The sequence below is a fragment of the Leptospira borgpetersenii serovar Javanica genome (assembly GCF_003046425.1).
Lineage (GTDB): Bacteria > Spirochaetota > Leptospiria > Leptospirales > Leptospiraceae > Leptospira > Leptospira borgpetersenii.
In genome coordinates this window covers 18797-31520 of sequence record NZ_QAJG01000012.1, presented here as the reverse complement: position 1 = coordinate 31520, position 12724 = coordinate 18797, and the positions used below count along the sequence as shown (strand labels likewise).

The 12724-nt window shown below is 41.6% G+C and carries 8 protein-coding genes and 1 pseudogene; 6 read left to right on the top strand and 3 right to left on the bottom strand.

Going from position 1 to position 12724, the window contains the following annotated elements; all coding sequences use genetic code 11:
- Window positions 1-26: 26 nt before the first annotated feature.
- Window positions 27-647, top strand: a complete 621-nt coding sequence (locus CLV95_RS11245; protein ID WP_032850844.1) for a Tll0287-like domain-containing protein — start codon at window positions 27-29, stop codon at window positions 645-647.
- A gap of 636 nt (window positions 648-1283) precedes the next feature.
- Here CLV95_RS11245 and CLV95_RS11235 read toward each other — a convergent pair.
- Entirely contained in the window at window positions 1284-3098 is a 1815-nt protein-coding gene (locus CLV95_RS11235; protein ID WP_002733236.1) for a sodium:solute symporter family protein, read from the bottom strand.
- 178 nt (window positions 3099-3276) lie between these two features.
- On the opposite strand from CLV95_RS11235, the gene CLV95_RS11230 reads away from it, so the two are divergent.
- Window positions 3277-4494 carry an aspartate kinase gene (locus tag CLV95_RS11230; RefSeq protein WP_002721684.1) on the top strand — a complete coding sequence of 406 codons (1218 nt, stop codon included), beginning with the start codon at window positions 3277-3279 and terminating at the stop codon, window positions 4492-4494.
- Window positions 4495-4814: 320 nt separating this feature from the next.
- On the opposite strand, the gene CLV95_RS11225 is transcribed toward CLV95_RS11230, so the two are convergent.
- Window positions 4815-5216 carry a hypothetical protein gene (locus CLV95_RS11225; RefSeq protein ID WP_002729819.1) on the bottom strand — a complete coding sequence of 134 codons (402 nt, stop codon included), beginning with the start codon at window positions 5214-5216 and terminating at the stop codon, window positions 4815-4817.
- 323 nt (window positions 5217-5539) lie between these two features.
- On the opposite strand from CLV95_RS11225, the pseudogene CLV95_RS11220 reads away from it, so the two are divergent.
- The 4 genes and pseudogenes from CLV95_RS11220 (at window position 5540) to CLV95_RS11205 (ending at window position 11851) form a co-directional block, all read left to right on the top strand.
- A pseudogene (locus tag CLV95_RS11220) lies at window positions 5540-7619 on the top strand (methyl-accepting chemotaxis protein).
- A 60-nt stretch (window positions 7620-7679) separates the two neighbouring features.
- Window positions 7680-8714, top strand: coding sequence for a putative peptidyl-prolyl cis-trans isomerase (locus CLV95_RS11215; protein ID WP_002728351.1), 1035 nt, complete (start codon window positions 7680-7682; stop codon window positions 8712-8714).
- A 49-nt stretch (window positions 8715-8763) separates the two neighbouring features.
- Window positions 8764-10302, top strand: a complete 1539-nt coding sequence (locus CLV95_RS11210; protein ID WP_002735502.1) for a spiro-SPASM protein — start codon at window positions 8764-8766, stop codon at window positions 10300-10302.
- Window positions 10277-11851: a cytidylyltransferase domain-containing protein gene (locus CLV95_RS11205; protein ID WP_002728347.1), complete on the top strand. Its 1575-nt coding sequence runs from the start codon at window positions 10277-10279 to the stop codon at window positions 11849-11851. Before CLV95_RS11210 ends, CLV95_RS11205 begins: the two co-directional genes overlap by 26 nt.
- Window positions 11852-12392: 541 nt before the next feature.
- Here the strand turns inward: CLV95_RS11205 and CLV95_RS11195 are convergent.
- The gene (locus tag CLV95_RS11195; RefSeq protein ID WP_228003554.1) at window positions 12393-12581 is read right to left on the bottom strand and encodes a hypothetical protein; all 189 of its coding nucleotides are present in this window, start codon (window positions 12579-12581) and stop codon (window positions 12393-12395) included.
- Between the last annotated feature and the right edge of the window lie 143 nt (window positions 12582-12724).

Below are 12724 nucleotides of genomic sequence, written 5' to 3'. Positions count from 1 at the left end.
TTTCCATCGTAAAGGAAAAGATTAGAATGGATTTCATGAACGCTTTTTTCAAATTTTCTCAAAAACAATTTCGCGTTCTTTCCTCATATAAAAACAATCCAGTAAAGTTATTGTCCTTCTTGCTTTTCATTCAGTTTTTTGCGGTCTGCGACTCGGGGCGGAATTCGGAGAAGAAAGAAATTTTACTTCGGCTGATCTCAGAATTTCAAATCGATTTACAAAAGAATTTAGAATCCGCAATTCGAACGAAGGGAATCGTAGGCGCAATCAATGTCTGTCGAACAATTTCTCCTAAAAAGGAAGCCGATCTCAAGGCAGAATTTCCCGGAGTTCTTATAAGAAGAGTTTCCGAAAAACCAAGAAACCCGAGTCATCGACCCGAGATCTGGGAAACCGAAATTTTCAATCAATGGAAAGAATCTCAAAAAGCCGGAATGGCCCCCTACACGATCGTTTTATCCAAAGACAAAGAAGTTCGAATTTTACAACCCATCATTCTTCAGAATGCGACCTGTTTACAATGCCACGGTGGTCCTCAAGATATAAACCCGGCGGTATCCAAAAAAATTGCAGAACTGTATCCTAACGACCAAGCAAAGGGTTACAAATTAGGAGAATTAAGAGGAGCCTTTTCCGCGACTTGGTAACACTTTATGAAATACTTATTCTTGTATTTTTTTCTTTGTTAATTTTTTCTGTCGGACTGAACGCCCAGCGCCAACAAATAGAAAAGATAACAATCCAAGGTTAAGATTATATTGCGCGCTTAGACGATTCTGGATTTTCCGTAGTGAAATTCTAAACGAAATAGAATCCTGAATTTGACTCTTAAGGGATAGTGAAGAGATAAAATCTTTTGAGTTTAAAGAATTTAATAACGATGGTTATGAAGACATTTTTTTGGAATGGTCTTATCTTTTTGTAAACGATGCGAGGAGTCTTTATTTGTTTATCCCATCTAACGGAAAATTTAGAAAAATAAAAGACTTTTTATTCCAGTTCCAATCAAAGGAACAAAATATTTTTATTCTTTTACCAAGCGGACCGCACAAACTACGACTGGAAAAGCGGCTGATTCACCATCGAAAACTATAGAGCCGTAGAAATTGGAACCATCGAAGGCAATGGTTGCGAAATTCAAAACGGTAGTATCGACATTTATAAAATAAAAGCGAACCAAAAAGTATTTATTCAATCATTACCATTGACGTTATAAACTGGAGCCGAGTGCTCAGACAAATAAAGATTAAATTTTCTTGAATATTCAAAAACAGGAAAGTTTTTTAGTCGACCCCGTTATTACCGAATTCTTTTTTCCAATAGAAGAAACCGAAAGCGACAAAGCCAATCAGACAACATGCGCCTTGCCAAAACTTCAAAAGAAAAAAACATCCCAAAGAAAACATTCCGAAAAACAACGAAACGGTTCCCAAAATCCAAAGTACGATTTTTTCCTGAAAATCCTCGAGCCTTTTTTTACTACCCTGTCCTTTCCAAAATCCGAAAGGGTCGGTCCTTTTTACAAATGCGTCTAACGTATCTTTCGGAACAGGGGGAGTCGTTAAGGTAACGAGGATCGAAACCACGACGGAACCGATCGCCACCCAAAATAAAAGGTATTCCGATCGAACCTCGGGAAAAAAAGGATATAAAATCATCGATAGCGTCAAAGCCGTGATCATACCGGAAAGTTCCGTCCAAGCGTTGGTTCTCCACCAAATCCATCGTAAAATCTGAGGCAATCCCATACCCGAAGCAAACGCCAATAAAAATTTCCAGGCACTCGCGATGGATTGAATCTGAGTCGCCACGAGAACGGCTACGATTGCCATCAGAACAACAGCGATTCGACTCACTCTTACCAAAGTCTTATCATCCGCACCCGGATGAAGGAATCTCAGATAAAAATCGTTCACCAAATAACTCGCGCCCCAATTGATATGAGTGTCTGCCGTGGACATAAACGCTGCCATCAAACTCGCAAATACGATTCCCAAAACTCCGCTCGGCAATATAAGTTTCATTAAAATCGGATAACCCATCTCGCGGTCGCCACCCACGATTTGTCCTTCCGAAAAATATCGCGTCGGATCATGCAGAGGAAATACGACTAACGTTACGAGCGCGGTCAAGATCCAAGGCCAGGTCCGAACAATAAAGTTCGCCACGTTGAACCAAAGAGAACCCTTCTCCGCTTCCTCTGGACTTTTTGCGGTGTGAATTCGCTGCGCCAAATATCCCGAACCATCCGAATAATACTGAGCCCACCATTGTACGGATATAAATATCAGGAAAACATTAAACGGAAGGGAGGCGCCTTGAAAATCCGGCCAAAAACTCAAGATGGATTCGTGTTTGTCCGGATAGATTTCTTTCATTCCCATAAGTAGACCGGAAATCCCCCCTTGGCTAGAAACGGCGTACACCGCAAAAAGGATCGCTCCTCCCATTCCTAAAGCAAACTGAACGAGATCAGTCAGAATCACACCTTGGATTCCTCCCATACTGCTATAGACGACCACGATCAAAAACAGAATCAACACCGTGATCGTATTATTCAAAGAATCGAATATTAGAAAAGAAGGCCAAAGATTCCGAACGATCGCAAATCCGTCCACGCCGAGTATATCCGTCCAATCCAAAAAAGGACCGGTGATTTTGGACATCGCTTTGAATACCCACCCCAGTACAATCGAATTTACTAATATACTTAAATAGAACGCTTTGACCATACGGAGAATAGTCGCCGGTTTTCCACCGTAACGTAGTTCGACAAACTCGACATCGGTAAGGACTTCCATCTTTCTCCATTTTCCCGCAAAAAAAACTGTCATCGCCATATAACCGATCGCCCAACTCCACCAAAACCAGTTAGCCGAAATTCCATCCGCAGCCACAAAACCGGTGATCACAAGAGGAGTATCCGCCGCAAACGTAGTCGCGACCATCGAAGTTCCGAGCCACCACCAAGGAAGTTTACGATCGGCGACAAAGTAAGAAACGAGACTTTTGCCCGCTTTGGGAGAAAGCAAAATTCCCGCAGCAAACGCAAATAATAAATACAACAAGATGAAAAACCAATCGAGAACACTGAACATACTTTCTTCTTAAAGGTGGAATGGAGATTCGTTCGAAAACGAAATTCTACGGTATTGATAAAACTTTCGTCAGTTTTAAAACCTTTCCTGAGAACAAAACCCTCTTTCCAAAATCGGAGAATCAAAATCGAATTCTCTTGATCCCTCGTCTTGAAAGAAAAATATGACTGTTAAGGTTATGCCAAACATCATCGTTCAAAAATACGGCGGAACTTCCGTGGGAACCCCGGAAAGAATCCAGAACGTTGCAAGAAGAATCAAATCCTATCATGACAAGGGACAACAAATCGCCGTCGTGGTTTCCGCTATGGGACATACCACGGACGACCTCGTAGAACTCGCTGCAAAAATTTCCGCAAATCCTCCCAAACGGGAAATGGATATGCTCCTCTCTACCGGTGAGCAGATTTCCACAGCATTACTCGCTATGGCACTTTGGGAAATCGGAGTTCCCGCGACTTCTTTTACCGGTTCTCAAATCAAACTTTTAACCGACGGAAATTTCTCTAATGCGAAAATCAAAATGATCGATCGATCTCGAATCGACACGGCTTTGAATGAAGGCAAGGTAGCTATCATCGCGGGTTTCCAAGGAATCGACGAAGAAGAAAACATCACCACTCTGGGAAGAGGTGGTTCCGACACGTCGGCGGTAGCGGTAGCGGCGGTTCTAGGCGCGAAAGAATGCGAAATTTACACCGACGTTGACGGAGTTTATACGGCCGATCCGAGAATTGTTCCAAACGCAAAAAAACATACACAAATCACTTATGAAGAAATGCTCGAACTTGCAAGTTTAGGTGCGGGGGTCCTTCATTCTAGAAGCGTAGAATTGGGAATGAATTACGATGTAGTTATACACGTCCGCTCCAGTTTCAACGAAAACCAAGGAACACTTGTGATGAGCGAGGATAAAATTATGGAAAAATTAAAAGTCAGCGGAGTCACCGCAAAGAGTGATCAAGCACGAATCACAATTGCGGAAGTTCCCGACAAACCTGGTTTAGCGGCGAGACTTTTTGGAGAATTGAACTCCAAGCATATTCTCGTGGATATGATTGTACAATCCTCTCCACATAACGGAATCAATACGATCTCATTTACGATTTCCAAAAAGGACGTTCTTCAAGCAAAACCGATTCTTCAAGGATTTTCAAAAACACATAACGCAAAGGAACCCGAAATCAACGAAAGTATTGCGATCGTTTCCGCGGTCGGAGTGGGTATGAAATCTCACGTAGGAGTTGCGGCCGGAATGTTTCAGGCACTTGCGGACAATGGAATCAACATAGAAATGATCTCCACCTCCGAGATTAAAATCTCTTGTGTAATCCCAGAAGATCAGGCCAAAATTGCGATCAACAAAATCCATGACGTCTTCGGACTTTCGGGATAAAGTCTTCGATTTATAGAACCATCGAAAACGGAATTTCTAAACTCGTCGAGAAATGCGGATGTTCCGCCGACTCTCTATGGTCGTCGCGGGGAAACTCAGCGCCACGACTCTCTATGGTCGTCGCGGCAGGTTTAGGACTTTACACACTTAGAACTTGTTCCAAAACTTTAAAAGAAATCAGCACAATCATTTTATCAGTTCCTAATAGAGAGTGGAAATTCCCGCAGATTAGTGATTTATGGCTTTTCTAACGGATTTTATCGTTGGAACACTCTCGTGTAGGAGTTCCTACACCCGAGGTTTTGGGACAAGTTCTTAATTCAATCCTCTTTCGTAGAATGGAAGACGGCAAGCAATTGAAAAAATACAAAAATCCAGTGCATCGCCGTAGTTCCGTAGCCCATAGGTAAACTATTCACAGCGATAAAAATTCCCCACATAAGAATATTCGCAGTTCCTAATAAAGCGTGAATCGCAACGGCGACAATATGCCAGGATCGTTTCGGTTCCGCACGAAAAAGAAGGACTCCAAGTATAAAAGCGAGCCCGTGCGCCTCGAAAAAGCCGATTCCTACAAATTCCTGTCCCTCGAAAATAAAACGCGCCGGCCCCTTTCCAAAAAAGATTCCCAATATATCCAAAGCAAAAAACGCGACCGTAGACGCAAGAATCAACGCAATACCATTGATCTGTAAAAGTAATTTACGTGCCGAAAGCGACATGGTTTAAGACCTCACATTATTTTTAGAAAGGACTCTCGAACAAATTTTTATTCATATACTCTATCGTAAATTGTTGTCTGAGTCGATTCAAATGCCTTAGGTAATGTTTTTCATCCTTCCAAATGATCAAAAAATTCGAATCAATCTCGGAAGAATCGATGGATATTTCATTTATAAATGCGACATAGGCCGAATTTTTTGTTTTTCCCAAGATAAAATAATGATTTTTTTATAAATTAGCAATTTTTTGCTCGAGCTTTTCGTCCCATCCTTCGTTAATCATTTTTAATTACTTAAAAGACAAGTTGCGGGAGGCGCACGCAATGAGCATTCGATTTCGCATTTCTTTGTATCTTTCGATCGTATTGTTTATCGGTTTTGGAATTCTTGCAACAGTCAACTCATACACCGCTTATAAAAAATTAGAACAAGAAGTAGTCAACGGCTCCGAAGTAACTGCGGAACGTTGGACGATGGAAATAAAAGACTATTTAAATACAGGTATGGGTATAATCCGGGGTTTCCGATTCCCGCTTTTATTCGATTCTCCTCCCAGAAACAAAGTCATTCTAGCCTTGCAGGAAATACTAAAGGTAAACGAGAGTTATTTCGGCGCCCGAGTAGCCTACGAACCGAACGGTTTCGACGGGCAAGATTCTCAATTTGAAAGTACTCCGGGGCATGACGCAAGCGGAAGATTCATTCCTTATCTTCACCGTGGAAAAACGGATGAAGAAATCGTATTGGAAGCCGCTAAATATTACGATAATCCGGGTCCGGAAGGAGAATGGTATCAAGTACCTAAAAAAACGCTTACTCAATTTGTAACCGACCCGTATTATTATGAACTCGACGGAAAGGTCAAAATTCTTATGATATCTCTGATCGCTCCGTTCCGTGTAGGAAATCAATTTTACGGCGTAGGCGGTCTTGATTATCGGTTGGAGGAATTGCAAAAACTGATCGGCGGTAAAAAACCGTTCCAAGGTCAAGGTTATTTATCCCTGATTTCCCCGAAGGGAATTTATGCTGTAAATGGTTTTGACGGTAATCTGGTAGGAAAACAAAATCCCCGATGCCCAAGAATTAGAATTCTATCTTAAAAAAAGCCAGGAAGGAAAAAATTTCACTTATAGTTCCGAAGCACACACACATTATTTCTTTCCGTTTCACGTCGGCAAAGACAAACGCTTTTGGACGTTGCAAGTAAGTATTCCCGATTCGATCTATACGGACGAAATGTTCAATACGATTTTCTCAAGGGCTTTAACGGCTATCCTCATATTGGTCTCCGTTCTTCTTTGTGTAAATTTTATATTCCAAAGATTGATCTCGGCCGGACTTCTCAAAGCCGTCGGATTTTCCGAAGAAATCGCAAGCGGAAATTTAGTCGCACAAAGTTCACACGACAAAAAGGACGAAATCGGAACACTTCTCGGTTCCATGAATCAAATGCGGGAGAGTCTTCTCAAAGTCTTACGAGAAATCGGCGGCTCCGCAAAAATGCTCAGAGATACTTCTGAGAAGATGGCGGATTCTTCTAGAAATTTCTCCGACGTCGCACAAACACAAGCTTCCGCTGCGGAAGAATCTTCGGCTGCTGTTGAAGAACTCGCGGCTTCCGCTCAAAATGTCGGCAAGTCAATGGAGAAAGCGGTCCTCAGTATGAAAGAAATCGACGGAAACGTCGTCAGACTCAAAGAACAGATCGTCAATATTAACAGAGAAATGCAGGATTTAGTCGAACTCGCCGCTCTATCCAAAGAGCAAGGTGTTACCGGGGAAAATGCTATGATAGAATCCACAAGTGCAATGGCTGCTATCGGTGACAGCGCTTCCAGAATCACAGAAATTCTATCAATCATCACCGAAATCTCCGAAAAAACAAACTTACTCGCACTCAACGCAGCAATCGAAGCGGCAAGAGCAGGAGAAGCGGGAAAAGGATTTGCAGTCGTCGCTGAAGAAATCGGTAAATTAGCATCGCAGACTTCTTCAAGCGTTCAAGAAATCGGATCCCTTGTTAATTCAACGAACACCGCTGTTTTAAACGGAAATACTAAAGTCGCAGAAGCATCTAACGTCCTCAAAAAACTGAGGGAACAAGTCGAAGAATTCGATCGATATGCTAAGAACGTACTCGCATCCGTTAAAACACAGGAAGAAAATACGAAAGAAATTTCTCAGAACGCAAACGAACTGATGACATTTAGTTTACAGATCGAAGAAGCGGTTTTAGAACAAAAACGTGCCACAGATGAAATCACAAAGACGATTATGAGTATTTCCGACGGAACCCAAGAAATCGCATCAGGTGCGGAAGACCTCACTTCTTTCTCCGGAAATATGTACGGTCAAGCGCAAAATCTGGGGCAATTGATAGGAAAATTTAAGACCGACTAAAACTCGGAAAAACGGTTGAACCTACCCAGAATCTTACAGATCAAGGGCATTAGGCCGCAAATGAATTCGAAGCAAACTTACGCAAAAAACTTTTTCTTTACGGGAACATTTGTATTTCTGTTTTTACAAAATCCGATTCAAACGGCGGAGTCCCTGAATCGAGTCATCGCGACCGTCGGAACGATTTCTATCTCGGAACTCGATTTAGACGACGCAAGCGAGAAATATACCAAACTCCAAAAACACCTAAAACATGAAGACTTTCGTAAATCTCTCAGAACGAGAATCATAGACTTTCTGATAGACCGCGCCATCGTGGACGTCGTCGCCGAAGAAGAATCGATTCAAGTCAACGAACAAAGAGTCGATGCAGAAATCGAAAAAAGAATGGAAGTAATGGGAATTACAAATCGCAAACAATTCGAAAAGGCAATGGAAACTTCTTCGGGCATGCCTTTCGAACTCTGGGTTACGGAACTTCCGTACCAAATCAAAAAGGGGCAACTCCTTCAGTTAAAAATCGCGGTCCCTCCTCCGAGCGAACAGGAAATCAAGAGCTGGTACAACCAGAACAGAGATAAGGTCGGGTTTGAAATTCGATATAGAATTATTTCAATCGCCCCCGAAAACGACTCCATCCAAGAAGAAAACAGACTCTATAAGGAACTTTCCGATATCAGGAAATCGGTTCTAGCGGATCCTTCCTCCTTTGCATTGATCGCGGGTTCACCCAGAAACGACCCGACTCTCAGATCCAGAAGAGGAATGGTGGAATGGATTTCTTCCTTCGATCTTTACAAATACAGTAAAATTACGGCCACGATCGCTGCACCTCTTCCTAATGGAGGAGTTTCCGAGGTATTTAGAGACGAAAGAAAAAGATATTCGATCCTCAAGATAGAAGGTAAAAGGCCAACTCCAATGGAAAACCTACGAGGCGGGATTCAGAATATTCTCTACAGGGATAAGGAAGAAGACACGTTTTACAGATGGCTGAAAGAATCGAGGGCCGAAATTCCGATCCAAATTTTCGACGAGGCCTATAGAAAAGAAAATAAGATTCCTCTCAAGGAAGAAACGTTTCATCTGGATTGATTTTGAGCATTGTCAGATACGCGTTTTCGGTCGATATTAACTTCAAATCATGAAATTTCCGATCTTCCATTCCGCCGTATTCCTGAGTCCGGAAACGACATCTCTGTTAGAATCCGCAAGCGAAGGGGAAAATCTTTTGTTTCTTTCCCTCCGAAAGCTTTCCAAGGTTCTTCCAGAGTCCACGGTTTTTTTCAACGCCTGGCCCTTTCCCAAAAGAATCAATACATACAATTTTTTGAATATTAGAATATTAGAAGACCCGTCGGAAATCTCGTTCGTAAAAAAAATTTCTTCCGAACTCCCCCAATCCAGAACCGGTGATCCCGACTGGGATGATGCGTCCTTCTTTTACTTTACCGGACTTTTCCCTTGTTTGGACGAAAACTTAAGCCTGGAAATCTACCGAAGACACGATCTCTATCTTTCCCAGTATTCTTACAGCGAGAACTTACCCTCCGGAATTATTCCCACAATTTTATCCAGAGAGTTTACGAACGGAATTCCGGAAACCGCTAATACGAGCGTCCAGGAATATCTCGGCAAGAATATCAATCACTACGACGTTGAAATCTTTTATCACGACCCGGATCTAAGACAATACAGACTCGACTTCTCTTTAAAAAATAAAAGATCCTTGAGCTTAGTCAGAGGATTTTTGAAATCCAAAGAAGAATGGAACTATTCCGATATCCATCCGTGGATTCAAAAACATCCGGAAGTTTTTAGAACCGGCCCTTCGTATCTGGAATTGGAAGTATATCGAGGATGCGAATTGAGTTGTAGTTTTTGTCCGAGACAATTTTCGTCTAACGATCAAGACGGATCCTTTCTTAGTCCGGCATTTCTGGAGAATTTACTGAAACAACAGGAAGAATCCTTTTCCAACGAATATGGAGTTTGTTTCGGAGGATTAGGCGAACCTCTTTTGCATCCCGAATTTACGAAGTTGCTTTCTACAGTTTTTCAAATTTCCTCCCCTTTGCTGCAGGAATTATTTATAGAAACAGCTCTTTATACCGACTTGAATTCAACTTTAGATTTTTTGAATACGTTAGATTCCTCATTTAGGCAAAAAATCACCTGGATCGTAAACCTCACGACCCGAAACCAGGAAAAATATAATTCTCTTTACGGAAAAAAAGTATTGAGTCGAGTGTTTTCGAATCTGGAACAACTCGGTAATATCTTTCCAAAAAATAGAATTTATCTTCAATTTTTAAAGATTCAGGAAACTGAAAACGAAGTGGAAGTTTGGGTGGATGAAACCGAAAAACAAGGTTACGGAGTCATTCTTCAAAAATACAATCGTTATGCCGGCCTTATGCCGGAAAAAAGGGTTACTGATCTCACTCCGATTCAGAGGGAATTCTGCTGGCATCTCAACCGAGATCTTTACGTGAATTCGGACGGAACTGTTTCCATTTGTAAACAAACTCCGGGCAAGGTATTTGGAAATCTTCATAAAGAAACCCTAATGCAGATTTGGCAAAAAGGTCTGCCTTCTTTCGCAGATTCGTTAAACGGAAAACATGAAACTACGGGTGCACCCTGCCTGAATTGTGATGAGTGGTATACGTTCAACGCGTAATATTTACGCATTCATTCAGGCTCGGACGGGTTCCGCAAGACTTCCCGGTAAGGTTTTACGAGAGCTTCCTTCCGGTTCCGGAAAAACTCTCATCGACAGAATCCAAGACAGAATTCGAGTCGTCCTTCCCGAAGAGCAAATCGTGTATTTGATCCCCGAAGCGGATCAGGAGCTTCGTTCCTTTTTAGAAAATAGGAAGTATCGTTTTTTTACAGGAGATCCTCTCGACGTAAGACTGAGGTATATAAAAGCCGCAGAATTTTTCAAAGCGGAAGCGATTCTGCGTCTCACAGGTGATAATCCGTTTTACGATACGCTTCACTTGGACCAACTTTTACAGTCGTTTCAATTTACAAAACCGGATCTTGCTTATGTGACGGAACTCCCTTTGGGTATGGGAGGAGAAATCTTTACAAGAAAGGCCCTTGAGTGGCGCCCTCAAGTCCTCGAAGAAAGACACAAAGAACACGTAAGTCTTTCCATAAAAGAGAACCCGCATCGTTTTCGAATCACCAAACTTTCCTCTTTGCTTACCGAAAAAGAAAAGCAAGTTTTACCGAAACTCAGACTTACGGTCGACGAGCCGAAAGATTTCGAAACTGTCTCCCGAATTTTCAATCTGCTCAACGATCGGAATCCTTTTTTCGGAGCGAAAGAGTGTATCCAACTTTTCGAAAAAGAACCGAACGTTTTTGTGGGAAACCAAGACGTGGAACAAATCCGTTTTCAAACTCAATCCACGAAAATAACAAATCAGTTTCGTGTCGGAATTTTAGTCGGAGATCCGAAAAAATTCGGAAGCGGCCATTTTGAACGTTCTAGAATTCTCTTCGCATTATTGTCCGCGGCTTCTTACAAAACGTTCTGGCTTGAGGACTTTCCCGCCGACGGCGAGTTGGATTTGCTCGTAGTGGATTCCAGAGACATTCCAATTCCAGAATATTCAAAAACAAGAATTTTTCTTTTGGATCACTTCGGTCCGGATAGGAAAAAATACGGTCATTACGATCTTCTTCCCCATCCGACAATTTCGGATCGTTTTTCTTTGGATCGGATTTTAATTTCTCCCGGACTTTTGAATGTGGATCCGATATCGAATTCCTTCCTTCTTTGTTATGCCGGGAGCATACATTCCTCAAAAGAATTGGATTTTTTCCTTTCGTCCTTACTTTCGAAGGATAAAAGTCTATCTCAAATCGTTCGTGTGGGCGGTGCGCCTCCCGTCGGAAACTCGATCGAATTTATACCTCGAGTTTCCCGGTTTCAGTTTCAAAATTTATTGGCGTCTTGCTCCGGGTTTGTAAGTTATTTCGGTCAGTCTCTTTTTGAAGCGGTCTTTTTAAAGAAGAGGATTTGCAGTTACTCGATCAGCCCGATTCATTCCTCCCTGGCCCGTTTCTGCGAGCAAAAATTCGGAATTCCTTTTGCCGGCGAATTAAGTTCCGGTGGATTGGATTCCAACACAGAGCTTTCAGTCGCTTTCCAGTCCGTTTCCGGTGAGGGATACTCTTTGTTACTCCGGGAAATCGAAGAGTTCCTGCATTCTTAGAATTGACCGTAAGAGTTTCGACGGTTAAATACACGGAATATTCCAATCCACTAATCCACGGAAACTCATTTGTTTCATTATGGACTTATTGAATGATTGCAACTGATTTCTTTTAAGGTTTTGTTTGGGACAGACTTAAATAACGTGAATTCGGCATCAAAAAATGAGAAAGAATTTTCTATAAGTAGAGGCCTTACTTTTAGAATTTGCTCGTCAAATCGCGATTTGTTATAGTTCTCACATTTTAAGAATAAATTTACAAATTTCAAATTCCAACAGAAAAATGAATCACTCCGAACTCACATTAAATATTTTGTCAGAGTATTTCTTTTAAAAATTTCGTTAAGCCGATCACTAGTTGACTCATAGAATGTGCGTGAAAAGTAATTTTACTATAATCACCTCTCTGAGATTGTAAAGCAAAGGCACAAGGCTCATCAACTCCTCTACGATCGAAAACTTCAGAAAAAATTATATCGTGCTTCATTGAATTATACACTCAAATCGAAATCCGAAAAAATAATCGCTCTTTGTCCCTGAATCAAGAATCCTTTCCTAAGATCCTTGCATCGATACGATATAAAATTCCCCCAATCAATTGAATAGAACCGGGCCAATCGGTTTTCAAAAAAACGTTTCCCGGTCCGTCTCCACAACCAAAAACGGTTTCACTGAGTTTACATGAATGACGTCCATACAGGCGTCTTACTCTCAAGAGTAATATTTTCATTCTAACCTTTCGAACCTTTTTAGAATGAAGATTCAAGTATGAAAATAAATCGTCACTTCAAGCCTAATTTTTCCCTTCTTAAAGTCAGAACAGTTTGAATCCTCTTGACCCTGGGAAAAAGTAGGAAAACTTGTTTTTTATAG